This window comes from Sphingobium boeckii (assembly GCF_014199215.1).
GTDB lineage: Bacteria > Pseudomonadota > Alphaproteobacteria > Sphingomonadales > Sphingomonadaceae > Sphingobium_A > Sphingobium_A boeckii.
Genome location: NZ_JACIJC010000003.1, coordinates 413,090 through 439,323 on the forward strand (window position 1 = coordinate 413,090; position 26,234 = coordinate 439,323).

21 protein-coding genes are annotated in these 26,234 nt (G+C 63.4%); 9 read left to right on the forward strand and 12 right to left on the reverse strand.

Going from position 1 to position 26,234, the window contains the following annotated elements:
- Nucleotides 1-135: 135 nt before the first annotated feature.
- From FHS49_RS10390 to FHS49_RS10400, 3 genes are read right to left on the reverse strand one after another with little or no spacing between them, the layout of a single operon-like run.
- A complete protein-coding gene (locus tag FHS49_RS10390; protein WP_184018113.1) occupies nucleotides 136-1,398 on the reverse strand; it encodes a Gldg family protein in 1,263 nt (420 codons plus the stop codon).
- 29 nt (nucleotides 1,399-1,427) lie between these two features.
- Nucleotides 1,428-1,736 (reverse strand): hypothetical protein, encoded by a 309-nt coding sequence (locus tag FHS49_RS10395; protein ID WP_184018114.1) that lies wholly within the window; start codon nucleotides 1,734-1,736, stop codon nucleotides 1,428-1,430.
- A gap of 42 nt (nucleotides 1,737-1,778) precedes the next feature.
- A complete protein-coding gene (locus FHS49_RS10400) occupies nucleotides 1,779-2,780 on the reverse strand; it encodes a cysteine synthase A (RefSeq protein ID WP_184018116.1) in 1,002 nt (333 codons plus the stop codon).
- Between the two features lie 323 nt (nucleotides 2,781-3,103).
- Here FHS49_RS10400 and FHS49_RS10405 point away from each other — a divergent pair, with 323 nt between their 5' ends.
- Nucleotides 3,104-3,409, forward strand: a complete 306-nt coding sequence (locus FHS49_RS10405; RefSeq protein ID WP_343052960.1) for a hypothetical protein — start codon at nucleotides 3,104-3,106, stop codon at nucleotides 3,407-3,409.
- A 73-nt stretch (nucleotides 3,410-3,482) separates the two neighbouring features.
- Here FHS49_RS10405 and FHS49_RS10410 read toward each other — a convergent pair whose 3' ends face one another.
- Nucleotides 3,483-5,687 carry a putative bifunctional diguanylate cyclase/phosphodiesterase gene (locus FHS49_RS10410; protein ID WP_184018118.1) on the reverse strand — a complete coding sequence of 735 codons (2,205 nt, stop codon included), beginning with the start codon at nucleotides 5,685-5,687 and terminating at the stop codon, nucleotides 3,483-3,485.
- A 116-nt stretch (nucleotides 5,688-5,803) separates the two neighbouring features.
- On the opposite strand from FHS49_RS10410, the gene FHS49_RS10415 reads away from it, so the two are divergent.
- From FHS49_RS10415 to FHS49_RS10425, 3 genes are all read left to right on the forward strand, one after another.
- The gene (locus FHS49_RS10415) at nucleotides 5,804-6,487 is read left to right on the forward strand and encodes a helix-turn-helix transcriptional regulator (RefSeq protein WP_184018120.1); all 684 of its coding nucleotides are present in this window, start codon (nucleotides 5,804-5,806) and stop codon (nucleotides 6,485-6,487) included.
- Nucleotides 6,488-6,556: 69 nt separating this feature from the next.
- Nucleotides 6,557-8,731: a phosphoribosylformylglycinamidine synthase subunit PurL gene (gene purL, locus FHS49_RS10420; protein WP_184018123.1), complete on the forward strand. Its 2,175-nt coding sequence runs from the start codon at nucleotides 6,557-6,559 to the stop codon at nucleotides 8,729-8,731.
- Between the two features lie 251 nt (nucleotides 8,732-8,982).
- Nucleotides 8,983-9,558, forward strand: a complete 576-nt coding sequence (locus tag FHS49_RS10425) for a peptidylprolyl isomerase (RefSeq protein WP_343052961.1) — start codon at nucleotides 8,983-8,985, stop codon at nucleotides 9,556-9,558.
- 132 nt (nucleotides 9,559-9,690) lie between these two features.
- Here FHS49_RS10425 and nudC read toward each other — a convergent pair whose 3' ends face one another.
- The 3 genes from nudC to mutY all read right to left on the reverse strand — a co-directional run bounded on the left by nudC (nucleotide 9,691) and on the right by mutY (nucleotide 13,026).
- A complete protein-coding gene (gene nudC, locus FHS49_RS10430) occupies nucleotides 9,691-10,572 on the reverse strand; it encodes an NAD(+) diphosphatase (RefSeq protein WP_184018125.1) in 882 nt (293 codons plus the stop codon).
- Nucleotides 10,573-10,702: 130 nt separating this feature from the next.
- Complete coding sequence (locus tag FHS49_RS10435; protein ID WP_184018127.1) at nucleotides 10,703-11,986, reverse strand: serine hydrolase domain-containing protein; 1,284 nt, start codon at nucleotides 11,984-11,986, stop codon at nucleotides 10,703-10,705.
- Complete coding sequence (mutY, locus tag FHS49_RS10440; protein ID WP_343052962.1) at nucleotides 11,986-13,026, reverse strand: A/G-specific adenine glycosylase; 1,041 nt, start codon at nucleotides 13,024-13,026, stop codon at nucleotides 11,986-11,988. The genes FHS49_RS10435 and mutY overlap by 1 nt, the downstream gene beginning before the upstream one ends.
- A 187-nt stretch (nucleotides 13,027-13,213) precedes the next feature.
- On the opposite strand from mutY, the gene FHS49_RS10445 reads away from it, so the two are divergent.
- From FHS49_RS10445 to FHS49_RS10460, 4 genes are read left to right on the forward strand one after another with little or no spacing between them, the layout of a single operon-like run.
- Nucleotides 13,214-13,756, forward strand: coding sequence for a DUF721 domain-containing protein (locus FHS49_RS10445; protein ID WP_246350570.1), 543 nt, complete (start codon nucleotides 13,214-13,216; stop codon nucleotides 13,754-13,756).
- A complete protein-coding gene (locus FHS49_RS10450; protein WP_184018131.1) occupies nucleotides 13,753-14,427 on the forward strand; it encodes a thioredoxin domain-containing protein in 675 nt (224 codons plus the stop codon). Before FHS49_RS10445 ends, FHS49_RS10450 begins: the two co-directional genes overlap by 4 nt.
- A 26-nt stretch (nucleotides 14,428-14,453) precedes the next feature.
- A complete protein-coding gene (locus FHS49_RS10455) occupies nucleotides 14,454-15,185 on the forward strand; it encodes a thioredoxin domain-containing protein (protein WP_184018134.1) in 732 nt (243 codons plus the stop codon).
- A gap of 34 nt (nucleotides 15,186-15,219) precedes the next feature.
- Nucleotides 15,220-18,660, forward strand: a complete 3,441-nt coding sequence (locus tag FHS49_RS10460; RefSeq protein WP_184018136.1) for a chromosome segregation SMC family protein — start codon at nucleotides 15,220-15,222, stop codon at nucleotides 18,658-18,660.
- Nucleotides 18,661-18,783: 123 nt separating this feature from the next.
- Here FHS49_RS10460 and FHS49_RS10465 read toward each other — a convergent pair whose 3' ends face one another.
- The 4 genes from FHS49_RS10465 to FHS49_RS10480 all read right to left on the reverse strand — a co-directional run bounded on the left by FHS49_RS10465 (nucleotide 18,784) and on the right by FHS49_RS10480 (nucleotide 22,431).
- Nucleotides 18,784-20,157, reverse strand: a complete 1,374-nt coding sequence (locus FHS49_RS10465; protein WP_184018138.1) for a UdgX family uracil-DNA binding protein — start codon at nucleotides 20,155-20,157, stop codon at nucleotides 18,784-18,786.
- A gap of 106 nt (nucleotides 20,158-20,263) precedes the next feature.
- Nucleotides 20,264-20,719 carry a hemerythrin domain-containing protein gene (locus tag FHS49_RS10470; protein ID WP_184018141.1) on the reverse strand — a complete coding sequence of 152 codons (456 nt, stop codon included), beginning with the start codon at nucleotides 20,717-20,719 and terminating at the stop codon, nucleotides 20,264-20,266.
- 54 nt (nucleotides 20,720-20,773) lie between these two features.
- Nucleotides 20,774-21,127: a hypothetical protein gene (locus FHS49_RS10475; RefSeq protein WP_184018143.1), complete on the reverse strand. Its 354-nt coding sequence runs from the start codon at nucleotides 21,125-21,127 to the stop codon at nucleotides 20,774-20,776.
- Nucleotides 21,128-21,186: 59 nt separating this feature from the next.
- Nucleotides 21,187-22,431, reverse strand: a complete 1,245-nt coding sequence (locus tag FHS49_RS10480; protein WP_184018145.1) for a putative DNA modification/repair radical SAM protein — start codon at nucleotides 22,429-22,431, stop codon at nucleotides 21,187-21,189.
- Between the two features lie 319 nt (nucleotides 22,432-22,750).
- Between FHS49_RS10480 and FHS49_RS10485 the strand changes: the two genes are divergently transcribed.
- The gene (locus FHS49_RS10485) at nucleotides 22,751-25,513 is read left to right on the forward strand and encodes a class I SAM-dependent DNA methyltransferase (protein WP_184018147.1); all 2,763 of its coding nucleotides are present in this window, start codon (nucleotides 22,751-22,753) and stop codon (nucleotides 25,511-25,513) included.
- Here the strand turns inward: FHS49_RS10485 and FHS49_RS10490 are convergent.
- Nucleotides 25,501-26,103, reverse strand: coding sequence for a flavodoxin family protein (locus FHS49_RS10490; protein ID WP_184018149.1), 603 nt, complete (start codon nucleotides 26,101-26,103; stop codon nucleotides 25,501-25,503). The two genes, FHS49_RS10485 and FHS49_RS10490, sit on opposite strands and share 13 nt — an antisense overlap.
- Nucleotides 26,104-26,234 lie beyond the last annotated feature (131 nt).

Below are 26,234 nucleotides of genomic sequence, written 5' to 3' on the forward strand. Positions count from 1 at the left end.
TGAATTGGGGATTTTGCGGGACAACACTTCAACACACTGATTTTCAATCATAATTTTAATGTCGATAAGTGTCAAAATTCGGCGCACCCAGTCAAGTTGCCATTTTGTTCCTAAAGTATTCGCAAGCATTGCGACTCACGCGGCGCGACTCCGCGGCCAAAATCTCATGAATAAGCCCGCGATGAGCGCGAATAACGCTGGAATGCACGCCAGCGCCAAGGCGGTTAACCATGAAACGCCCGGCGCAAACCAGCGCACGGCCTCCGCGCCACGGTCTCTGGAAATCCCGCCAAGACTATCCAGCCATGCGCCGAGCACCGGCCCGTTATCCGCCAGCCGGCGCACGCGCGCCGCGCCGTCCGCTCCGGCAGCGACCCACAGGCGATCCGCCATCAGATCGGCGTCGGCCACCAGCAACACCTGCCCGTCCCCCACCGTGCAGCGCGCCAGCCGCCCGTCGGACTCGGCACGACATCCCTCGCCTGTGGCGACGAAAACGCCGGCCGCGTCCATGGCCACCCGCCAGCGCCGGCCAGCGACGACCACATCCATGATCACCGGACCAGGCTCGCCCTGATCGAGCCGCACGCCCCAGCGCGTCATCAGCGGATCGAGCAGCGACATGGGTGGCGGCGCGCGCGGATCGCCCAGCGGATAGCGACTATCCCAGTGCAGCGCGGGATCGGCCAGCACCAGCGCCCGCCCGCCGCTACGCAACCAATCATCGATGGCGACCAATTCCTGCGGCTGCAACGTGCGCGGCTGGGCCAGCAGCAGCAAACCACGCCCCGCGAGCGCTTCGGGCGTCACGAAATCGACAGGCGTCGTCCGGAAATGCCGCTCCAGCCAGCGCCAGCTTTCGGCTGGTGCCGCAGTGCCGGACAGCAACGCGCCGATATCCCCTTCGCCGCGCACGATCGGCAGCCCCGTGACCACCACCAGCGGCGGCAGTTTTGCAAGCTTTTCTGGTGTGGGGGAGAGCCAGGGTTCGGCCATCGTCTGAATGAAAGCGAGCGGCTGCGCCCAGATCAGCGCCGCTGCCAGAGGCGCGGCCAGCAGCATCCCCGCCCAACGCCCGAGGCGTCCCGCCGCCTGCACCAGAGCATCCAGCAGGCCGGCGAGCAGCAGCGCGGAAGCCAATTGCACCGCGAAGGAACGCGCATCGAAGCCACCCAGCCGCGACAGCAGAATGATCTCCGTTATCAGCGCCAGCGCCAGGGCGGCCACCACCCCGCCCCATCGCGCCGCACCATTCCAGCGACGGATGATCAAGATCAGGCCGAACAGCAAAATCGGGCGCACGACGATAAAAGCATCCGGCTCGGCCCGCTCCGCCTCGAAGAACCGCCCTGCGCCGATGCCGCACATCAATTCGGCCAGAGCATAAGCCCCGGCCACGATGAGCAGCAAAGCCCTGCGGCGGATGATCAGGGGCGCGGCCCCTGCGCGGCATTGGCCGGATCGCTGCTGGCATCCATGCTGGGTGCCACGCCGAGTTCGGCCAGCGGCTCCTGCGTCTTTTGGGATGCGCCGGCATTGCCGGTGAGATCGGGCAGCCCGCCAGGTGTCTCCACGCCGGGTGTCTGATCGACCGGGGTCTCGTCGCTGGCCGATCGGGTCAGCGCGCCTGCGCCGAGGATCACGAGCAAAACCGCCGCCAGCCCGGTCGCGCCGATGCGCACCCGCTGGAGCCGTTCCTTCTTCTCGGTTTCAGGCAAATGCACTGTCACACGCATGGGATAACCATTTGCAATGCTTTTGTCGAACATCTGATCGCGTCAGCGGCTCGATCCGTCTTTGAGCGAGGCGGGCACGGTCAGCCCCTTGGATTCCAGCCATTCGGCATTGTAGAGCGTCGAAAGATAGCGAAATCCGGTGTCGCACAGGATCGTGACGATCGTGTGGCCCGGCCCCATCTGCCTGGCCAGCGCAACCGCGCCCGCCACGTTGATGCCAGACGACAGTCCCAGACACAGCCCTTCCTCTTCGAGCAGGCGATGCACCTGCTCCAGCCCCTCTTCATCCGAGATGCGGAATTGCGTGTCGATCGGCGCGCCTTCCAGATTGGCGGTGATCCGCCCCTGGCCGATGCCTTCGGCCACCGAAGAGCCTTCGGCCTTCAACTCGCCATGCGCATAATATTCATACAGCGCCGCGCCATGGGGATCGGCCAGCCCGATCACGATATCCTCATTCTTCGCCTTCAGGCCCAGCCCCACCCCGGCAATCGTGCCGCCCGTGCCCGCGGCGCAGATGAAGCCGTCAATCTTGCCGCCGGTCTGTTCCCAGATTTCTTCGGCCGTGCCCAATATATGCGCCTTGCGGTTGGCGATATTGTCGAACTGATTGGCCCAGACTGCGCCTTCGGTTTCCTCGGCAATCCGGCGCGACGTGTGCACGAAATGGCCGGGGTTCGAATAAGCCGCGGCGGGGACCAGCACCAGTTCGGCACCCAGCGCACGCAGCGTATCCATCTTCTCCCGGCTCTGCGTTTCTGGCATCACGATGATCGTCTTATAGCCCTTGGCATTGGCGACCAGCGCCAGGCCGATGCCGGTGTTGCCCGCTGTGCCCTCGACGATGGTTCCGCCGGGCGCGATCAGTCCCTTATCCTCGGCATCGTTCACGATGTAGAGCGCGGCGCGATCCTTCACCGACGCGCCGGGATTGGCATATTCGCATTTGGCGAGGATGTCGCAGCCGGTGTCGGCGCTGGGTCCGGCCAGGCGGACAAGCGGCGTGTTGCCGATCAGGGAGAGCGTGTCTGATATGATGGTCATGGCGGCGGAATAGACCAGTGCCGGGCGCAGCGGCAAGTGCACTTCACTTTAACCCCCTAAACTATGAGTCCTTCGGGATTGATAGCGCTGTCGGATCGCCGGGCGTCTGTAATCGTATTTCAAATTTCGATCGTTTGACATTCCTTTTATTGCCAATTGTGGTGCACTGCAAAAATATTTGACACTATGTCACACAACTATGCTTGACGCGGCGCGCTGCACCCGCGAAGCGCATGATCACCATGATTAAAAAACCCCTCCTCCCTTTCGTGGCGTTGAGCGCGTTTATCGCGCTTGGTGCTTGCAACACAGAACCTACAACCGTGACTCAGGGTCACAGCCCGCAGGATGATCAGGCCGCCGCATTGGCGAATGCTGCTCCGGTCGAGCTGCCGCCTTCGGTGAAATCGTCCAAGAAATATCGGTGCAAGGATAGCAGCATCGTTTCGGTCGATTTCCTGTCGGACGATCTTTCCGCGACCGTTACGCCCGCCGGTGGCAGCCCCACCCCGCTCAAGGCGGCGGCGGCAGGCGGTCCTTTCGTGGCTGAAGGTTTCGCCGTGTCCGGTGCGGGCACGAGCATCAATATCACGCTTCCCGGAAAGGGTGCCCAGGCCTGCAAGGCCTGATTCTCGATCTTCACAATGCGGGCCGGTGGAGCGATCCGCCGGCCCTTTTTATGGCCGGCCGGTTGTGCGGCGTTCAGCGCCAGCCGATCATCCGCTTGTGAATACCAGGCCGTTCTCCATGCGCCTGATCACGGGCATGGCCCTGGGTCTGCCAAGGCAGCGCCAGCGCAAACGCCTCTTCGATCGGCACCGGATGCGCGAAGAGATAGCCTTGAGCATAACGCAGCTTCAGCCCCCGCAATATGGATAGCTGCGCTTCGGATTCGATCCCTTCGGCGATCACGTTCAGCCCCAGGCTCGCGCCCAGATTGAGGATGGCGCTCACGATCGCCAGATCATCCTTGCTATCGACCAGTGCGCGGATGAACGACTGATCGATCTTCAGCGTGTCCACCGGAAGCTGGCGCAGATGGACGAGCGAGGCATAGCCCGTGCCGAAATCATCGAGCGCGATCTTGAAACCAAGATCGTGAAGCGTGCGGATCGTCTGCGCCGCGCTATCCGCGGGCCGGCCCAGGAAAACGCCTTCGGTCACTTCGATCATGACGCGGCTGAAATCGATGCCCGCATCGGCAATCCGGTTGGTCAGCCGGTCGATGAATGTGGCGCTGCGAAATTCGGCGGTCGAGAAATTGACGCTGACCGTGCCCAGATCGACCCCGCGATTTTCGGCCATCTGCATATCGGCCAGCACGGCCTTCAGCATCGCATCGCCAATCGCCTCGGCCACCTCCGCATCCTCGAACGCCGCGGAAATGCTGGACGGCGCGCAAATGCGCCCCTGCCGATCCCGCCGGCGCAGCAGCGCCTCGAAGCCGATCGGGCGATTCTCCTCAAGCGACACCTGAAGCTGGTAATAAGGAATGATCGAATCGCTCTCGACCGCCTTGCGCCCCAGATTGACCATCGCCACGCGGCGCTGGGTCTCCTGCTTCATTTCGAGCGAAAACACCGTCATCTGGCCGCGCCCGCGCGCCTTGGCCTGATAGAGCGCGATATCGGCATTCTTGAACAATTCGGTGGGGCTTTGACCATGAAAGGGGAAGATCGCGGCCCCGATGCTCACCCGGCATTCCACGCTTTGGCCGTTCACGTTCAGCGGATCGCGCATCGCGGCGAAGATCCGGTCGCACACTTCGTTCAACACGGATACCGCGCCATCGAACGGCAGGATGATCGCGAATTCGTCGCCCCCGATCCGCGACAACATCGAGCCGGGCGGCAGCGCGCGCCCAATCGATTCCCCACAGCCGATCAGCAGTGCATCGCCCGAATCATGGCCCAGCACATCGTTGACGTCCTTGAAATTATCGACGTCCGCCAGCAGCACCGCGATCTTCTGGCCAAGCTGATATTCGCTGGTCAGCGCATCTTCGAGTTGACGATTGAACACCATCCGGTTTGGCAATCGCGTGAGCGCATCATGCTCCGCAGTCCAGCGGATCTGCTGTTCGATCAGCACATGATCGTCGATATCCTCGGTATAGCCGAACCAGCGCAGGATTTTGCCTTCGTCGTCGCGCAGGCAATAAGCCGTCACGCGCATCCAGCGATAGGCACCGTCCGCCGTGCGCACGCGCACCCGCGTATCCAGCGGATCGCCCGTCGCCACGGAATGCGCGGTCTGCTCCATGGCGCGCTCCCGGTCGTCAGGATGTGTGATCAGCGCCCAGCCATTGCCGGTCAGTTCCTCCGCCGTGCGCCCGGTCATGATCTCATAGCGCTCGGTAAAGGCGATGATATTGCCCTGCGCATCCGCCAGCCAGGGCAATTGCGGATTGAGTTCGACGGTGTGGCGCAGATGCTCGCGCTCGCGTTCCAGCCTGCGGCGGGTGTCGGTATCTTCGGTGCAATCGCGCAGGATCAGATATTCGCCGCCGCCCGCCGGATCGGCGGACATGCTGAGTTCCAGCCATTTGCGCACGCCGCTTTCGAAGAGCAAGGGCACGATGATCCGGGAAAGCCCGCCCGCGTCCGGATGGCGCGCCTTGCCGGTGACGAAATCGGCCAAGCGGCGGCGGTATTTGCGCCCCACGGTGCGCAACGCGCGTTCGATCGTGGTGCTGGGCTTCACGTCGAGCAATCGTTGCGCCGCATCTGAAAAGATCACGGTCCGGCTTTCCGGCAGGCGATAGGCGATGGCGATCCCCGCCGCATCCAGCGCCGAAATCAGCGGCTGCGGCAGGGAATCGACCCAGATATGCGGGGCATCGCCCGAAGCCGCTGCCAGCCCGGAACCCGTCTGTCTCTCGCTGTCGTCTTTCCGCTGTCGGTTCATCGAACATCTGCTTAGCGCCTCACCGCTGCGATCCGGTTAACGGCGGCACCAAATCTCGATTCTCCAAATTTTAACCCGCGTACCGGTAAAGCGGATGCTCTTCTGCTGGGGTGGCAATGGGGATGATCGCGGGCATATCGGCGCAAACCGCGCATCGGGATTCGCCGGGCGATCCGCTGCCGGATTTCGCCATGCGCGCAGCGTCGGCGCGGTCGCTCGCGGAATTGACCACCGCCTTTGCCGCGGCCATTGCGGGCGAAGGCTTCGATCATCATCTCTGCCTGATGCTTGAGGAAGGTTCGCGCTTTTCCTCGCTCTTCGGCGATATGAACGGCATGTCGATCGAGGCACTCCGGATCGCGCGCGCTCGCCCCGAATATCCCCGCCTGATCTTGGACGGTGCCGACCGCGGCCTGCTGATCCCCATCCAGCGGCGGGACATCACCTTACTGGTCTTGGTCACCGGGCCTGGCGAGATGCCTCAGCGCGATCGCATTGCGCGGCTTCAGGCGCTGGCCGATCTGTATGCGGATCAGGGCATGACGCTGTTCGATCAGCGGCGCGGCATTCGGGAAGACGCGCCCGAAAATGCCGGCCTCAGCCTGATCCAGCGGCAAAGCCTGGCGCTAATTCTCACCGGATATCAGGATTTCGAAATCGCCCCGCTGCTGGGACTGACGGCACTCGCGGTGCGTGCGCAGGTTCATCATGCGATGACGCTGCTCGATGCCGACACCCGCGCCGAGGCAGTCGCCATCGCGGCCCGGCGCGGCCTGCTGGTGGGGCTGGACCGGCAATAATGCTGTAAACGGGCGCGGAAGCGCGATACGGGCTAGGCTTCGCCCGCCCCCGCCGCTAAGGCGCTCCCCATGTCCGGAATCACGCCCCAGATCGTCGCCGAGCACGGCTTTTCCCCCGAAGAATATGAGCGCGTCCTGCACGCGATGGGCCGCGAGCCCAATATGACCGAACTCGGCATATTCTCGGTGATGTGGTCCGAGCATTGCTCTTATAAATCCTCCAAGATTCATCTGATGAAATTGCCGACCACCGGCCCGCAGGTGATCTGCGGCCCCGGCGAGAATGCCGGCGTGGTCGATATCGGCGATGGTCAGGCCGCGATCTTCAAGATGGAGAGCCACAACCACCCCAGTTACATCGAACCCTATCAGGGCGCGGCGACGGGCGTGGGCGGCATCCTGCGCGACGTGTTCACCATGGGCGCGCGCCCGATCGCGAACATGAACGCATTGCGCTTCGGCCGTCCCGATCATCCCAAGATGCGCCATCTGATCAGCGGCGTAGTGCGCGGCATCGGCGGCTATGGCAATTGCGTGGGTGTGCCCACCGTGGGCGGCGAGGTGAATTTCCACCCGGCCTATGACGGGAACATCCTCGTCAATGCGATGACGGTCGGCATCGCGGATACCGACAAGATCTTCTATTCCGCGGCCTCGGGCGTCGGCAATTCGATCGTCTATGTCGGCTCCAAGACCGGGCGGGACGGCATTCACGGCGCCACGATGGCGAGCGCGGATTTCGGGGAGGATTCCGAAGCCAAGCGCCCCACAGTGCAGGTCGGCGATCCTTTCACTGAGAAATTGCTCATCGAGGCGTGTCTCGAACTCATGGCGTCCGACGCGATCGTCGCGATCCAGGATATGGGCGCGGCTGGCCTCACCTCATCTTCGGTCGAGATGGCGAGCAAGGGCGGCGTCGGGCTGTTGCTCAACATGGACGCTGTGCCGCAGCGCGAAACCGGCATGACCGCTTATGAAATGATGCTCTCCGAAAGTCAGGAGCGCATGTTGATGGTGTTGAAACCCGGCCGCGAGGATTTCGCCGAAGCGATCTTCCGCAAATGGGATCTGGATTTCGCGGTGATCGGCGAAGTGACCGACACCGGCCGCATGGTGCTGACGCATCACGGCGAAACGGTGTGCGACATCCCGCTGGCACCCTTGGCCGACGACGCGCCGCTTTACGATCGCCCCGCCGCGAGCAAGGAAGAATATAAGGCCTGGGCAAATGTCCAGCCGCTCGGCGACATTCCCGAAAGCACCGATATCGCGGCCGATCTACTCAAGCTGATGGCCAGCCCCGATATCGCCAGCCGCCGCTGGATCTGGGAGCAATATGACCACATGGTGGGCGCCGACACGGTGCAGCGCCCAGGCGGCGATGCCGCTGTGGTCCGCGTCCATGGCAGCCAGAAGGGCATTGCGATCAGCACCGATTGCACCCCGCGCTATTGCTATGCGGACCCCTATGAGGGCGGCAAGCAGGCGATCGCCGAATGCTATCGCAATCTCTCCGCGGTCGGCTCCACGCCGCTGGCCGTCACCAACTGCCTCAATTTCGCCAACCCCCAGCGCCCCGAGATCATGGCGCAGCTTACCGGCTGCCTCGAAGGCATGGGCGACGCCTGCCGCGCGCTCGATTTCCCAATCGTGAGCGGCAACGTCTCGCTCTATAATGAGAGCAAGGCCACCGGCGGCGGGTCCGCGATCCTGCCGACCCCCGCGATCGGCGGGATCGGCCTGCTGGCGGATGTGGACAACATGGCGACCGTGGCGTTCAAGGCTGAGGGTGAGGCGATCTGGCTCATCGGCGGCGAAGGCACCCATCTGGGTCAGTCGATCTGGCTGCGTGAAATTCAGGGCCAGGAGCACGGTTCCGCGCCGTCGGTCGATCTGGCGAAAGAGCGCGCCAATGGCGATCTGGTCCGTTCGCTCGTCAAGAGCGGGACGCTGACGGCGGTGCATGACGTGGCCGATGGTGGCCTGACCGTCACGATCGCTGAAATGGCTTTGGCTGGCGGCATCGGCGCTGAATTGTCGATCACGCTGAACACCGCAACGGCGTTTGGCGAAGATCAGGCCCGCTATGTGGTGACGGCTGCTGTCGGCACGGATATTCCCGGTGCAACGCAGATCGGCATGACCGGCGGGCAATCGGTTACCGGCATCCCCCTCGCCGATCTCCGCGCCGCGCATGAAGGCTTTTTCCCCGCATTGATGGGGTCCGACGCGGCGCTGGCGTGATCATCGGATTGCCCCAGACCCTGTTCGGGCGAAGCCTGTCAAAGCGTCTCCCTTCTGACTCCCTTCCAGCCCTTGCTGGAGGGGCTGGGGGTGGCCCTTCTCCTTTCCCTATCCTCTCGACAGTCGAAAAAAGAAGATGCCACCCCCGGCCCCTCCACGAAGGCGTGGAGGGGAGAAGCAAGAAGGGAAAGGCTTCGACGGGCTCAGCCCGAACGGTGTCTCGGATATCAGCCCGAGCGATTTGGGGGGCCGTGATCTGCCTCCTCCTGCTCCTCGCCGCCCTGCCCGCCGGCGCAGCCGGACCGGCGCTGGTGCGCGTGAAGATCCAGACCAGCCTCGGCCCGATCATCGTCGAATTGGACACCCGCCGCGCACCGATCACGGCCAATAATTTCCTCGCTTATGTCGATGAAAAACGCTTCGATAACATTACCTTCTACCGCGCCGCGCGGAACAAGGGCGATCCCAGACGCGGGCTGGTGCAGGGCGGGATCAACAGCTTGGCCAAGCGCGGCAAATTCCCTATCGCGCATGAGCCGACCAGCAAGACCGGCCTGCGTCATGTGGACGGCACGATCTCCATGGCGCGCCATGCCCCCGGCACGGCGCGGGGAGATTTCTTCCTGGTGGTCGGCGCCGCACCGTTTCTGGACGCGCGGCCAGGTGGCGACCCCGGCTATGCCGCTTTTGGCCGTGTGGTGAGCGGGATGCCCATCGTCCACCGCATCCTCGCCGCCCCCACTTATCCCGGCGGACGATCGATGAACACGATCGGGCAGCATATGATCAATCCGGTAAAGATCGTGAGCGTGACGCGGGTGAGGTGAGAGCGCCGACCTCCCCAATACCGCTGTCATGCTGAACTCGTTTCAGCATCCATTGCGAAGTCACGACCAATGGCGGGGCGGACAAATGGATGCTGAAACGAGTTCAGCATGACGGAGTATTATGGTTTGGAATTATGTTTCAGCCAACCACCTTCGAAACAGCGTATGCGCGATCGCATAGGGCGGCGGCGGCAGAAATTTCGCGCCCGCCTCGCCATTCATCACTGCGGCCACCTCTGCGCGGGTCACCCAGAAGGCATCCTCCAGCTCGGTATAATCGATCGTCAGCGCATCGCTCTCCACCTGCGCCACACAGGCCATCATCAGTGACGATGGAAACGGCCAAGGCTGGCTGACCACATAGCGCACAGCGAGCGCCTTCACGCCCGCTTCCTCATGAAGCTCCCGCGCGACGGCCTCCTCGATTGATTCACCCGGTTCCAGAAAACCCGCGAGCGCCGAATAGCGCTGCGGCGGATAAGCGGGCTGGCGGCCGACCAGCACCCGGCCTTCATGTTCGGCCAGCATGATCACCACCGGATCCACCCGCGGATAATGCTCCGCCTTGCACTGCCCGCAGTTGCGGCCCCATCCGCCCCGGAATATCTCCGTCGGCGTGCCGCATTGCGCGCAAAAGCCATGGCGCACATGCCAGTCGATCAGGCTGCGCGCCGCGGCATAGGTGGAGGCTTCCTCGGGCGGGAGGATATCGAGCATCCGGAAGATCGCCCGCGAACGCGCCGCGCCTTGGGGAAGATCAGGGCGCACTTCCGTAAAGCGCGGCTTGCCATCCTGCACGCCGAGGAAGATCAATTCGCTCCCCGGATCGCTCTCCGCCATGCTCTTCCACGTCAACAACCCCTGATCGTCCAATATCGGATCGATCCCGTCCAGCGCGAGCAAGCGCGCGGACAGGCTGCCGGCCAGTGCCGCCAGCCTTTCGGGATTGGTGCGGACGAGATCTTCGCGGTCCAAGGTGCTGCCCGTAAAACCGGGACGATGGTTGGAACTCACACCATATTCCTGTCATTCCCGCGTAGGCGGAAATCCAGCTTTGTGCCGGACTCCAGGAAAGAAGAAGAAGCGGGATTCCCGCCTGCGCGGGAATGATGGAAAAAACCGGAATGGCGCGAAGAAACAGAGATCACACCAGACTCGCGTAAACGCTCTTGGAGAAATCCGTCGGAAATCCGAAAGCCGCATCGGGCATATATTGCGCAAAGCCGCTCGCGCGGATGCCGCGTTTGGGATCGACAAAGGCGATCGTCGCCGCCGCGCCGCCCCAGCCGAATGTGCCGATCCCGGCACCACCCGGCGTCTCCTTCATCACCACGCGGCCGCCCGCGCCAAAGCCCTGCCCGTCCGCAAATGTGCCCGTGGTATCTGCGCCATCGGGCAGCAGATTGCTCATGCCGAGCTTTGCTGTTTCGGGCTTCATGATGCGCTTGCCGCCGATCTTGCCCATGCCCATCAGCATCGCCAGAAACCGGTCATAATCGCGCGCGCTGGACACCAGCCCCGCCCCGCCAAAGGGGAAAGCGGGCTTGTCGAGATAGATGCTGGTCGCACCGGGATCGACCGGGAAGCTGCCCGTGGGCAAGGCGAAATAATTGGTGGTGAGGCGGGAAACATCCTTGTCTGCAACTTGGAAAACCGTGTTTTTCATGCCTGCCGGATCGAACAGCCGCTGTTGCAGAAACGCATCGAACGGCCGCCCGGCGGCGATCTCGATGATCCGCCCAAGCAAATCCAGACTTACCGAATAGCTCCAGCGTGCGCCCGGATCGGCAATCAATGGCAGCGTCGCCAGCCGGTCGGCAAATTCCGCAAGGCTGGGTGCGGTCGGGTAATCGGGCACGCCGGGCATCTTCGTGCGGCTCACCTGCGCGGGCAAGATGCCCTGCTCATTATAGGCCTGCAACAATGGTCCCTTGGTGATGATCGAATAGCCAAGTCCTGCGGTATGCGTCAGCAGGTGCCGGATCGTCATCATGCCATTGGCCGGACGGCTGTCCAGGCTGTTGTCAGGATCGGTGAGCACGCGCGCCTTGGCGAAACCGGGGATGAAATCGGCCACCGGCTGATCCAGCCGCAAATCGCCATCCTCGATCAGCATCATGGCGGCCATGCCGGTGACCGGCTTGGTCATCGAATAGACGCGCCACAGCGTATCGGGGGTCACCGCGGCCCGGCTGCCGCTGGCGATCGTGCCCGCATTCAGGAATGCGGCCGGGGCCGTGCCATGCCCGAGCGCCGCGGCCATGCCGGGGATCTTGCCCTTGGACAATGTGGCCTCGAACAACTGCCTGACGACGCGCCAATCCCCCTCCTTCGCCTTTGCGAGCAGCGCGGGCGGCATGGCCCCCAGCGCGCCCAGCGTCGCGATCGAACGGACGAATTCACGCCGCGCCAGCATCATTTCCGCCATCAAACAATCTCCTCCAGCGCCTTGCGCGCCGCCTTGGCGAACACGCTGGGCAATCCCGCCGCGTCCAGCCGATCCATCGGCCACCATTCTCCGTCCCAATTGCCGGCGCAACCCTTTTCAAGCGCAGCCCGCGCAATCGCCAGATCGAGCGCGAAATGCGTGAAGACATGCGACACCGTTTCGCCGCCCAGCACCCAATCCGCATCCGCAGGTGCATCCATCATGCCCGGCGGCGCATCCGCCCAGGGGCCAGTGGGCAATGCGCGCATCCCGCCAAGCAATCCCTTGTCCGGGCGACGCACCAGCAGCACATCGCCATCCCGCTCCAGCCAGAAGATCGTGCCGAAACGCTGCGGCCGCGCCTTCTTTGCCGCCTTGAAAGGAAATTGCGCGGGTGCGCCGGTGCGGAATGCGGCGCAGTGGCTTCGCAACGGGCAGATTGCACAGGCCGGATTGCGCGGTGTGCAAATCGTGGCGCCCAGATCCATCATCGCCTGAGCAAAATCGCCGGAACGCGCATGGGGCGTGATCCCGTTGGTCAGCGCATAAAGCGCGGGTTTGGCACCGGGCAAAGGCGTTTCCACCGCGAACAGCCGCGAGACCACGCGCTCCACATTGCCATCCACCACCACGGCGCGCTGCCCAAAGGCGATCGCCGCAATCGCCGCCGCCGTATAAAAGCCGATCCCCGGCAACGCGCGCAGGCCCGCCTCGCTTTCGGGAAAGCCGCCCTCATGCTGAGCCGCCACCACGCGGGCGCACGCCAGCAGATTGCGCGCCCGGGCATAATAGCCAAGCCCCGCCCAGGCGCTCATCACATCGGCATCGTCCGCCGCCGCCAGCGCCGCCACATCGGGCCAAAGCGCCGTGAATTTCTCGAAATAGGGCTTCACCGCGGCCACTGTGGTCTGCTGGAGCATGATTTCGGACAGCCAGACACGATAGGGATCGGCAGCATTCGTCCCCGGCGCGCTGCGCCACGGCAGACTGCGCGCGTGACGATCATACCAGCGCAGGAGATCGGATGCGATTTCGGTCACTGGACTCCCCTCCACGCCCTCGTGGAGGGGTTGGGGGTGGCCCTTCCCTTTTGAAAGAAGAGCCCACCCCCCGCCCCTCCGGGAAAGCCGGGATGGGAGAAGAAGGACAATGCCTTCCACACATCTCCGACCACATTTTCGTCTGGCATATCGACTGGCATGGGTCGGCTATGGCATGGAGCATCGGATGAGCGAAAGGCGTAGCAGCGGCGGCAAGGAAAACACGGGCGACGAACGTCCGCGCGGCGGGCGCGCGCGCACGGTTTCCGAGATGCTGCCCGATATCGGCCGCGCCGCATACCGTCGATTCGGGTTCGTGCAGAGCGCCGTGGTCAGCCGCTGGTCCGAAATCGTGGGCGAACGCTACGCGGGCGTATCCACGCCCGAATCGATCCGCTTCCCGCATGGCACGCGCGCCGATGGCGTACTGACATTGAGCGTGGTGGGCGCGCACGCGCCGATGATGCAGCATGTGGCACCCGAAATCATCGAGCGGGTAAACCGCTTCTTCGGCTATAGCGCGGTGGCAAAGCTCGCGTTCAAACAGGGCGCGACCGCAAAGCCGTCAACCAAGCGCGCCGCGCCGCGCGCGCTCAAGCCCTTGTCTGTCGAATTGGGCGACAGTTTGCGCGCCATTGCCGACCCTGAACTGAAGGCCGTGCTCGAATCACTGGCGCAGGGCGTCGCGGCCACCCGCGGAGCCCCCATGGTCGGAGTGGACAAGAAGTGAAGCGTCTCGCTCTGGCTGCGCTGGCCGGCATCCTCTTGATCGCCGCGGCCCCGGCACGGGACTGGACCACGGTCGGCGTGATGAAGCCCAATGGCAGCTATGTCATCGGCAATCCCGCGGCGAAGACCAAGCTGGTCGAATATCTGAGCTATACCTGCTCGCACTGCGCGGAATTCTCCCAGCAGGGCGCGGCGGTGCTGAAGCGCGATTATATCGCCAGGGGCCGGACCTCGATCGAAGTGCGTCACGCGATCCGCGACACCATGGATTATGCTGCAGCCTTGCTCGCGCGCTGCGATGGCCCTGCCAAATTCCTGGGGCATAGCGATGCGATTTTCGCCGCGCAGGGGGATTGGTATACGCAGGGTCTTTTCTTCGAAGCCAGCAACGGCAAGCGGCTTGCCGCGATGAACATCACCCAGCAACTCACCGCGCTCACTCTGGGTTCCGGGCTGGATTCGCTGATGCGCAAGCGCGGGATGAGCGAACAGCGCATCGGCGCGTGCCTCGCCAATGCTGCGCAGCAAAAATTGATGGAAGATCAGGCCAGCGAAGCCTGGGACACACGCAAGATTCCCGGTACGCCCGCCTTTTATCTGAACGGCGCGCTGGTAAAGGACACCGGAACCTGGGCTGCACTGAAGCCCAAATTGGATGCCGCACTCAATTGATACCATCACAGGAGCGTAACCCCGTCATGAAGCTGAAATCCGCCCTCCCGATCCTGACCATCGCCATCGCGCTGGCCGCCTGCAGCAAGGAAGACGCCGGCAACAATGCTGCATCTTCCAACACCGCTGGCGTCACCGCACCCGCGGGCGCGCAATGGACCGAAACCGCTTCGAAGACGGAGGCCGGCGGCTTCCTGCTCGGCAATCCCGATGCCAAGGTGAAGTTGATCGAATATGGCGCCTTGAGCTGTTCGCATTGCGCCCAGTTTTCGGCTGAATCCTCGGCACCGATGAAGGCACTGATTGCAAAGGGCACGCTCAGCTATGAGATGCGCCCGTTCCTGCTCAACATTCTCGACATGCCCGCATTCCTGCTCGCGCGCTGCAATGGCCCGGTGCCCTATTTTCCGATTTCGGAGCAGATCTTCGCGGATCAGGCCAATTGGCTGGGCCTCGCGCAGCAGCTCACCCCCGCCGATCAGGCGGCGTGGCAGGGCTTGAAGCCCGAGCAGGTCGCGCCCCTGATCGCCGCCAAGCTCCAGCTCGATACCTTCGTGCAGCAACGCGGCGTCGCCCCTGAAAAGGCCAAGGCCTGCCTCTCGGACAAAGCCGCGATCGACGAACTTTCCAAGATCACCGAATCCGGCGTGAAGGAATTCGAGATCACCGGCACACCGACGTTCGTCGTCAATGGCACGGTCGAGCGCGTCGGCACCTGGAAGGATCTGGAGCCGATGCTGATCGCTGCGGGCGCCTGATCGCGCTTATGGGCCAGGCGGGGGCGCTGACCTCATGAAGATCAAGCGCCTCAAGCTTTCGGGGTTCAAGAGCTTTGTCGATCCTGCAGAACTGCGGATCGAGCCGGGGCTGACGGGCATCGTCGGCCCCAATGGCTGCGGCAAATCCAATCTGCTCGAAGCCATCCGCTGGGTGATGGGCGAAAGCTCCGCCAAGTCGATGCGCGGCGGCGGGATGGAGGATGTGATCTTCGCGGGGACCGCCACCCGCCCCGCGCGCAGCTTCGCCGAAGTCACCATCCTGACGGAACGCCCGGCGAGCGAAGTGATCGGGCCGATCGGTGCCGCCAATGATGGCGATGTCGAGGTGGTCCGCCGGATCGAGCGTGGCGCGGGTTCGGCTTACCGGGTGAACGGCCGCGATGTGCGCGCCAAGGATGTTTCGCTGCTGTTTGCCGACGCCGCCACGGGCGCGCATTCGCCCGCGCTCGTCAGTCAGGGCAAGATCAGCGCGGTGATCGCCGCCAAGCCGACCGAACGGCGGATGATGCTGGAGGAAGCGGCCGGAATCGCCGGGCTGCATGTGCGCCGCAAGGATGCCGAGCAGAAGCTGCGCGCCACGGAAACCAATCTGGCGCGGCTGGACGAATTGCTGGCCGATATGGCGGTGCGCGCCGCCAATCTGAAGCGGCAGGCCAAGCAGGCCGAGCGCTATCGCAAACTCACCGAAGAGATCAAGATCGCCGAGGCGCGGCTGATCTTCGCGCGCTGGCGCGATGCGGCGGCAGCGGCGGATATCGCGCGCCAGGAGGCGCAATTGGCCGAGGATGCCGTCGCCAAGGCAAGCGAGGCGCAGCGCGGAGCGGCAGCCTGGCAGGCGCAGGCGACGCAGGCGCTGGCGGACAAGCGCAGCGCCGCGCAATCGGCGCGCGAAAAGGCGTCCGAGACGGGGCACCGTCTGGCCTCGCTGCGCACCGAGCGCGCCGCGTTGGATCGCCGCCTGAACGAACTTGAGGCGCAACGCGCGCGGATGGCCGAGGATCGCGAACGGGAAGGCGCATTGGCCAATGATGCGGCGGATGCGCTGGCCCGGCTTGGGGCCGAGAGCAAGGCGCTGGATGCGCGAATCAGCGCTGCGCAGAAAGACCGGCCCGCAATGGAGGGCCGGGTCCGCGATGCCGAAGGGGCGGCGCGCGATGCCGAAGTGCTGTTGGCCAAAGCGCTGGCCGAGCAAGCCGGCGAAATGGCCGACGCACGCGTGGCGCAGGCGGCGTTCGCTACCGCGCGGGCCAGACTGGAACGCGCGATGCGCGAGGCTCAGAGATTGACCGGCGAGCGCGATGCCTTGGGCCAGGACGCACCGCTGATCGCGACACGCGACGGCCTACGCAAAACGCGCGAGGCGGCTGAGGCCGAAGCCGCTGCGGCATCAACGGCCATCGAACGCGCCGAAGCCGAGCGCACCGCCGCCGCCGCCGCACGAACCGAAGCGGAAAGCGCGATGTCTGCCGCGCAGGCCGCATTTTCAGCCCTCGAGGGCGAGGCCAAGGCGCTGATCCGCGCGGTTGATCAGAACAAATCGGGTGATCGTTTGCTTGACAGGATCAAGGCCGCGCCCGGCTACGAACGCGCATTGGCGGCGGCGCTGGGTGACGATCTGGATGCCGGGCTGGAGACGGGCGGCATTCGTTTCTGGGCGGGGGCCGAGGCGCTACCGGGTGATCCCGCCTTGCCCGCTGGCGCAACGCCGCTGGCCGCGCATGTCGAAGCGCCCGCGGCAATCGCCCGGCGTCTGTCCCAGATCGGCGTGATGGATGCAGACGATGGCGCGCCGCTGGCGGTGGGCCAGAGGATCGTGACCCGCGCCGGGGTCTTGCGCCGCTGGGACGGTTATGTGGCGAAGGAAGGCGGGGCCGCCGCGGCCGAGCGCCTGATCCGCCTCAATCGCCTGGCCGAAATCGAAGACCTGCTGCCCAAGGCCAAGCAGGCCGTGGACCAGGCGGGCGAAACCGCAAATGCCGCCAAAGCCGCCGTTGAGTCCGCGCGCACCGCCGCCGATACAGCGCGCGCTTTGCTCGCCAGGGCCGAGCAAAGCGCGCGGTCCGCGGCGCGCGAGGAGGATCAGATCGCTGGTCAGATCGAACGCCTTGCCGCACGCCGCGCCGAAATGGTGGAGCGGATCGCGCGCGCCATCGCCGAACAAGGCGAAGCGGAAGCCGAAGCGGCCAGCGCCGAAACCGCGGTCAAGGCGCTGCCCGATGGCTCGGCCATGGCCGGGCGGGTGTCGGCGCTTCAATCCTCCAATGACGCCTCGCGCAGCGCCGTCGCGCAATTGAAGGCCGAAAGCGCCTCGCTGGATCGCAATATCGCCAGCGACCGCGAACGGCTGGCCGCCGCCAATGCAGAGGCCAAGGGCTGGCGTTCACGCGCGGGCGAAGCGGCCAAGCGCATCGAGGAAATGACACGCCGTGCCGCGGCGGGCGAGAAGGAGGCCGAGGAACTGGCCGATGCGCCTGCCCGGCTGGACAAGCAGATCGCGACGCTCGACGAGGAAAGCCGCGCGCTGACTGCGGCCGCTGAAACGCTGATCACCAACGAGCGCGAGGCGGAGACGGCGCTGCGCAAAACCGAGGCCTTGCTGGCGGAAGCCGGCGAGGCGCTGGCGACGGTGCGCGAAGCACGCGCGGGTGCCGTGGCGCGCGCGGAAAATCAGGAACTCCGCCGGGTGGAGATGGGCCGCATCTCGGGCGAGCGCTTCGAATGCCCGCCGCCGGTGCTCCCCGAAAAGATCGGGTTCGACAGCGCGGACGTCGGCAGCGCGGAAAGCGAATCCGGACGCAATGACCGGCTCGTAATGGACCGCGAGCGGATCGGCCCGGTCAATCTCGTCGCGGAACAGGAACTGGCCGAGATCGAGGCCGAGCATGAGAAATCAACGGCGGAGCGCGACGAATTGGGTCAGGCGATCAACCGTCTGCGCGGCTCGATCGGCAGCCTGAACCGCGAAGGCCGCCAACGGCTGATGGCCGCGTTCGAGGCGGTGAACGGCCATTTCCAGCGGCTGTTCACCACCCTGTTCAACGGCGGGCAGGCGCATCTGGAACTGGTCGATTCCGATGACCCGCTGGAGGCCGGCCTGGAAATCCTCGCGCAGCCGCCAGGCAAGAAGCTCGCAACGCTGACGCTGCTATCCGGTGGCGAACAGGCGCTGACCGCAGTGGCGCTGATCTTCGGGCTGTTCCTCACCAATCCCGCCCCGATCTGCGTGCTGGACGAAGTGGATGCCCCGCTGGACGACGCCAATATCGAGCGTTTCTGCGATCTGCTCGATGCGATGGTGGGCGAAACCGACACGCGATACCTGATCGTGACGCACAATGCCGTGACGATGAGCCGGATGCACCGCTTGTTCGGCGTGACCATGATCGAGCAAGGCGTGAGCCGGCTTGTATCCGTGGATCTGGGCGGGGCCGAGCAATTGCTGGCGGCTGAGTGAATATTTCGCCTATTCACCCGTTTGTCCCGAGCGTAGTCGAGGGACGTGGGGACACATCCGGAACGTGTCTCGACTGCGCTCGACACCAACGGATTTATTAAAGTTAGGGGACTTTTGTAGCGATCATCCCAGACTGGCCACGGCCCCCTTCAAATCCTCCACGAACCGCACCCGCTCCTGCGCGGCCATTGCCTCATCAGGCAATCGCAGCAAATAGCTCGGATGCACGGTGATCCAGCCGTTCCCGCCACCCGGCACTTCCATCAGCCGTCCGCGGGACTTGCCGATCGGCATCGCCTTGCCGAACACCGATCGCACCGCCGTCGCGCCGAGTGCGATCGTCAACGCGGGCTTCACGATCATCAGTTCCTGCTCGATCCACCAGCGGCAGGCCTTGATCTCGCTCACCTCCGGGGTCTGGTGGATGCGCCGCTTGCCCCGTGGCTCGAATTTGAAATGCTTGACCGCATTGGTGACATAGACGCTGGCCCGGTCGATCCCAGCCTCTTCAAGCGCGCGATCGAACACCTGCCCGGCCGGACCGACGAATGGCTGTCCCTGCAGATCCTCCTGATCGCCTGGCTGCTCGCCCACAAACATGATCCGCGCGTCCACCGGGCCTTCGCCGAACACCGTCTGTGTCGCTTGACGGTGGAGAGGACAGCGCGTGCAGCCCATCGCTTCTTCACGCAGCGCCGCCCACGCGGCTTCACTATTGCCACCGGGCAGCGTGCGCGGGGCGGTAACAATCATCCGCGCCTCCCGCGCCTGCGCACCGGCGATAAGCGCCCGCACCAAAGCGGTTTCAGGCATGTTCTTCCAATATTTCTTCGGCATTTCCTTCAGCATCGCGCCCTTCTTCAGTCGCGCCGGATTGAAGATGGAGGCATAATAGGTCTTCCATACCTCCTCTACCGGATCGCCATCGGGCGCGTCGCTTTTGGTCGCGCCCGGCCCCTCGGTCAGCGTATCGCCGTCCCAATGCAGCGACACCTCGGGCGTCAGGATCGACCAGTGCATCGTGGCGAAGCGGCGCACGAAGAAGCCGGCATTGGCGCGCACGATATGATGATCCGGCTCAAACCAGGCGACGAAGCGCCCATCCAGTTCGCGAAAGCGCAGAAATGCGCGCATCTTATGGATGTCACGGCGAACAGACTTGGCCATGTCCTCCAGCCGGCGCAGCAATGGATCAGCGCGATCTTGCATCGCGCCGGGTTGGTCCCGAATGCGCAGCAACAGCGTGTAGAGTAGCGAGAAACGTGCCGGATCATGATGGAGGATCGCCGATTTCGCTAGATCGACGAAAGGCCGGGGAACGGAAAATGCCGCTTCGGTCGTCGCCATTGGCGAACCGGCTTCGGCAAACAGATCGCACGGCGCATCACCCACCTGCCAGATCACGGCATCGGGCGGCATATCTGCCAGCGCGAGCGCGCGCGCGGCTTGCCTCCAGCCATCGAAATCGTCTTCATCGGCGAGGGCAATCGAACGCATCTTCGTCAACCTATGCCGTTCGGGCTGAGCCTGTCGAAGCCCTTCACTTCACGAGGTATGAAGAAAAAAGAGGCTTCGACAGGCTCAGCCCGAACGGCGTTACACTTTATTTCGCGCGTTCCAATTCCGCCGGTTTGCGCTTGCGGAAGGTCTCTGCAAGTTGATCCTCCTCCGCCTTGGTCAATTCCTTGGCGGCATCGGGGAACATCTCTTCTTCTTCCTCGTCGATATGATGCTCGTAGCGATGCTTCATCGCGCGGAAGCGCGTCAGCCAGCCCGATGACGAGAAATCCATTTCGACCAGTTCCTCCAGGAAATCGTCGATCTCCTTGTGTTCGGATACGGAATGCTGCGCATCCTCGCGCAGATCGGGCTTGGCCAGCATCGTCGCATAAAGCGATTCCTCCTCCGCCGCGGCATGGGCCGTCACTTCCACGCGAAATGCTTCGAACAGGCTGCGGCGCCGTTCGCTGTCGCCCTTGGTCTCGTCGATACTGGCCAGCAATTCGCGGTGCCGGTCGTGATCCTGTTTCAGTCGTTCGAAGATTTCGGCAGTCGCCATCGTCGTTCCTCCGGTCAATTTCCGGAAGCTCAACGAGCACATCCCTGATTGGTTTCAACCCGCCAGCGCGTGCGCGCCCAGAAACACGGCCGATCCAAGGAAGGGCAGCAAGATAGCCGCGATCCACAGCCGCATTCGTTCGCGCCGGAAATGGGTCGATATCTCCGCGGGGCCGAGCGGCTCGCGCGTCAGCGCTTCCCAACGCGCCTCGATCTTCGAAATCGCGGGGATCGCGAAGCCGACCAGGATCGCGATGCCCAGCAAATTGATCCAGCGCCACCCGGTATAGCCCGATACCGCAACGAAGCAGAGGATATGCAGGAGCGTGAAAACGAGCAAAGCGGCCGCCGCATTGTTGGAAATGCGCCGCTTCCACCGATCCTGATCGTCGGTCAGCACCGCTGCCATCCACTCCATGCCGTCGTAACCCCGCCCTCTTGGCGCAAGCGGGGCGGGCAAGGCAATGCTTAGCCACCGAATAATTCGAGCTGTTCACGCTTCGGTGCCACGATGGGCCTTAGATCAGCGCGGTCCGCCAGCACCACCGGTCGCCAGTCCGCCGCCACGATGAAAGGCCGGATCCTGGCGAGCGATACCGTGAGGCGCGCCACATCAGCCAATCGCAATGTGCGCCAGCGCCGTGATGCGATGATGCCGTTGACTGCTTTCACGCCCAGTCCGGGTATCCTCAGCAGCATTTCCCGCGGTGCGCGGTTGACGTCCACCGGAAAGCCGCCGCGGAATTTCAATGCCCAGGCAAGTTTGGGATCGATATCGAGCGGCAGCATCCCGCTCTCGTCCGCGGCCGCAGCCACCTCCTGCGCGGCAAAGCCATAAAAGCGTATCAGCCAGTCCGATTGATAGAGCCGGTGCTCCCGCATCAGCGGCGGCCGCTGCAGGGGCAGGATCGCGCTGGCGTCCGGAATCGGGCTGAAGGCCGAATAATAGACGCGGCGCAGACCGAAGCGGCCGTAAAGCGAATCCGCACGCACCACGATATCGCCGTCCGTGGCGCTGTCCGCCCCCACGATCATCTGGGTGGATTGGCCGGCGGGCGCGAATTTGGGTGCGCTCTTATACTTTTTGCGCGCATCCTTATTGTCCACGATCGCTGTTTTCACGTCTGCCATGGCGCCTTCGATCTGCGTCGCGGATTTCTCGGGTGCCAATCGCTTCAAGCCACCCACCGTCGGCAATTCGACGTTGATCGACACGCGGTCCGCATGAAGCCCCGCCTGATGCACCAATTCCGGATCGGCATCGGGGATGGTTTTCAGATGGATGTAGCCGCGGAAATCATGATCCTCCCGCAGCGACCGCGCCACCTCCACAATCTGTTCCATCGTATAATTGGAAGACCGGATGATGCCCGAGGAGAGAAACAGCCCCTCGATATAATTGCGCCGATAGAAAGAAAGCGTGAGATCCACCACCTCCTTCGCCGAAAAGCGCGCGCGGCGCACATTCGAGCTCTTGCGATTGATGCAATAATGGCAATCGAAGATGCAGCTATTGGTGAGCAAGATTTTGAGCAGGGAAATACAGCGGCCATCCGGCGCATAGGCATGGCAAATCCCCATGCCTTCGGTCGATCCGATGCCCTTCCCGCCCCGGCTATCGCGCTTCACCGTGCCCGATGACGAACAGGACGCATCATATTTCGCGGCATCGGCGAGGATAGCGAGCTTTTGACGAGTATCCAACTGGGCCATTTGTTCACTATACGTTCCCATTCCCGGCCCGTCTATAACATCCGGCAAGCCTTGCAAAAAGATTCATTCCTCCCCCACGGGGGAGGGGGACCGCTTCCGGTGGAGGGGCAGTGGTAGCGTGCAATGTTTTACTGACTTCAGCGGGATGACTGCCCCTCCGTCAGCCTGCGGCTGCCACCTCCCCGGGCCGGGGAGGAACGATAAGTGGCGTCTCAATCCACAGCAGAAAGCAGAAACCTGCTCCGTTCCGGACCAGTCTCCCCGCGCCCATCGTCGCCACCACCGATAGCTTCCGCCCTTCATTCCGGGGGGAAATATCATGCGGCTGCAATGGTCCGAAATCCGTGCGCGGGCGGCGCGGTTCAGCGAGGTGCACAAGCATGATCGCTATGAAAAAGGCGAGACGCAGGCCTTTTACGAGGAGTTTTTCGGGGTCTTCGGCATCCAGCGGCGGCAGGTCGCGGTGTATGAACAACGGGTCGACAATCTCGATGCCGGGCGGCGGGGGTTTATCGATCTGTTCTGGCCGGGCACGCTGATCGTCGAGCAGAAATCGGCAGGGCTCGATCTGCGCGCGGCCTCCAACCAGTTGCTCGATTATCACGACTGGCTGCCCGAAGCGCAGAAGCCGCGCTACACTTTGGTCTCCGATTTCCAGCGTTTCCATCTGATCGATCTTGATGAGCGCCGCGAATGGCGCTTCCGGCTGGAGGAGTTGAAGCGCCATGTGGAGGCGTTCGGCTTCATGCTCGGCGTGCAGCCCAAATTGCTCCGCAACCAGAGCCCGGCCAATGAAAAAGCCTCGCGGCTGATGGGGCGATTGCATGAGGCCTTGGCCGAGGCGGGCTATCTCGGCCATGATCTCGAACGGCTTCTGGTGCGGCTGCTGTTCATCCTGTTTGCCGACGATACGGCGATCTTTGCCTCGCGTGATCAATTCCATCTGTTGCTGGAGCAGCGCACCGCGGCGGATGGCAGCGATCTGGGGCGCTGGCTGGGCGAATTGTTTGAGGTGCTCAATACGCCCCCTGCGGCCCGGCAGAGCAATCTGGACGCCGATCTCGCGGCCTTTCCCTATATCAACGGCCGCTTGTTCGAAGAGCGCATCCGGATGCCTGCCTTCGACAATGCAATGCGCACGATGCTGCTCGATGCCTGCCTTTTCAATTGGGGTGAGGTGAGCCCGGCGATCTTCGGCGCCCTGTTCGAAAGCGTGATCGACAAGGTGACGCAGCGAGCGCAGGGCGCGCACTACACGCCCGAACATTCGATCCTGAAGGTCATCGGGCCATTGTTCATGGACGATCTACGCGCCGAATTCGAGCGGTTGAAAGCGCGCAAGGATGGCGCAAGGATCAGGGCGCTGCGCGAATTTCACGAGCGTCTGGCGGAGCTGACATTCCTTGATCCAGCCTGTGGCGCGGGCAATTTCCTGGTGATCGCTTACCGCGAATTGCGCGAGCTGGAGCGGGAGGTATTGAAGGAGACCGAGGTCAACCGCGTCACCGACATCGCGTTGCTTTCGAGGCTGAACGTGGATGCGTTTCACGGGATCGAGATCGATGAATTCCCCGCGCAGATCGCCGAAGTTGCGTTGTGGATGACCGATCATATCGCCAATACCCGGCTCGCCGAAGATTTCGGCCAGAATTACGCGCGCATCCCGCTCGTGACCGCGCCGACCATTCGCCATGCCGACGCGCTCGAGATCGACTGGGCGGAGGTTCTGCCGCCTGAGCGCTGTTCCTATGTGTTGGGCAATCCGCCGTTCATCGGGCAAAGCTATCAATCTCCCTCCCAGCGCCAGCAGATGCGCCATCTCCTCCGCCGCTTCGGGCGGCGTGCGGGATCGCTGGACTATGTGACATCATGGTTTCTGAAGGCCGGTGCCTATCTCAATGCGTGCGGCGCTCCGGATGCGGTCGGCCGCGCCATGCGCATTGGGTTCGTTGCGACCAATTCGATCTGCCAGGGAGAACAGGTGGCGCAGCTCTGGCCCATCCTGTTCGAACAGCTTGGGCTCGAGATCACGTTCGCACATCGCAGCTTTGCCTGGCCCGGCCGCGCGGGAGTCCATACCGTGGTGATCGGGCTAGCCCGACACGAGAAATCGCCCGATGAAAAGCGGCTGTTCAGCTATGCCGAGGGCAAGGATCCAGCGATCGAAACGCGCCATGCCGCGCTGAGCGCTTATCTTTTCGATGCCAAGCCAGCCGAGCAGCACATGGTGGTTTCCGAAGCGACGACGCCGATCTGCGATGCGCCGGTGATGCGGATGGGCAGCAAGATCGTGGATGGCGGCCACTATATCTTCAATCCCGCCCAGCGTGCGGCCTTCCTGCGGCAAGAGCCGGATGCGGCGGCGCTAATGGTTCCGCTGATCGGCGCGCTGGAATTCATTCGCGGCGGGCAGCGCTGGATCCTCGATCTCCAGGATACGCCACCCGCGGAGATACAGCGTCTGCCCGCGGTGCGCGAACGGATACGCAATGTGCGGGCATTCCGGTCCGCCAGCAAGAAAGCGGCAACCCGCGATCTGGCCCAATATCCCTTGTCATTCGAAGTGAATACCCGTCCGGAAGGGCGCTTCCTGATCATTCCCAAGGTGAGTTCCGAGCGGCGCGATTACGTGCCGATCGGCTGGAATGACACGCGCGCCATACCCACCGATCTCGTGCAGATCCTGGCCGACGCCACACTGTGGCATTTCGCCATTCTCACCAGCCGGATGCACATGGCGTGGCTGCGGCATGTCGGCGGAAGGCTGGAGAGCCGCTATCGCTATACGATCGGGCTGGTCTACAACAGTTTCCCCTGGCCCGATGCCGCCGATGCGCAGCGCTGCAGATTGGAAGCGCTGGCCCGATCGGTGCTTGACGCGCGCGCCCTGCCCAAAAATGCAGACGCGACGCTCGCCGATCTCTATGATCCGGATATGATGCCCGCCGAACTCCGCCGCGCTCATACCGCACTGGATGCTGCGGTCGATCGGCTCTATCGCAAGGCACCCTTCATGAGTGATCTCGCCCGCATGGAGCATCTCTTCAAGCGCTATGAAGAAATGGTGCGTCAGCCCGGATAGGGATTGTCCTTGAGCAATGCCGCCAGATGCGCCGCATTGGTCGCCACCATGCCCGCCGTCTTCGTGACAGCACGGGGCGTGGCATCCAGATCCTTATAATCCTTCGATCCCATAGCCTCACCCACCCAATAACAGGCGGCGACGGCGGGAATGGTGAAGCCCACATCGTTCAACGCCTGAAACACATTGGCGCTCACATGATGCGCGCCATCTTCATTGCCGACGATCGCGGCGATCGCGACCTTGGAATAGCTTGGCATCCGCCCCTGATCGTCAGTCTCGTCGAGAAAGGCGTCCATCCGCTCCAGCGCGCGCTTGGATACGCTGGACACCTGCCCCATCCAGATCGGCCCCGCAAAGATCAGGATATCGGCCGCCAGTATCTTTTCGCGGATCGCGGGCCAGGCATCGCCCTTGCCTTCATCCGATTTTACGCCCGGCAGGATATCGTGATCGGCCAGACGGATCGTCTCGATGATCTCCACATCATGTTTCGCAAAGGCAGTCCCCAGCGTTGCGATCATCCGATCGGTGGAGGACGCGCCCTTCGGTTTCAGCGTGCCGTTCAGGGCGATGGCTTTCAGGGTCATGATCATCTCCTTGCAACAGGATGGGCTTGTCGTTCGATGGCGGCGCGCCGCTATCCAGTTCGCGCGCGCGCCGGGAAAGCTTCAACGCCTCATCGATCAACATGGCCGCAAACTCCGGCTCGTCTTCGCGC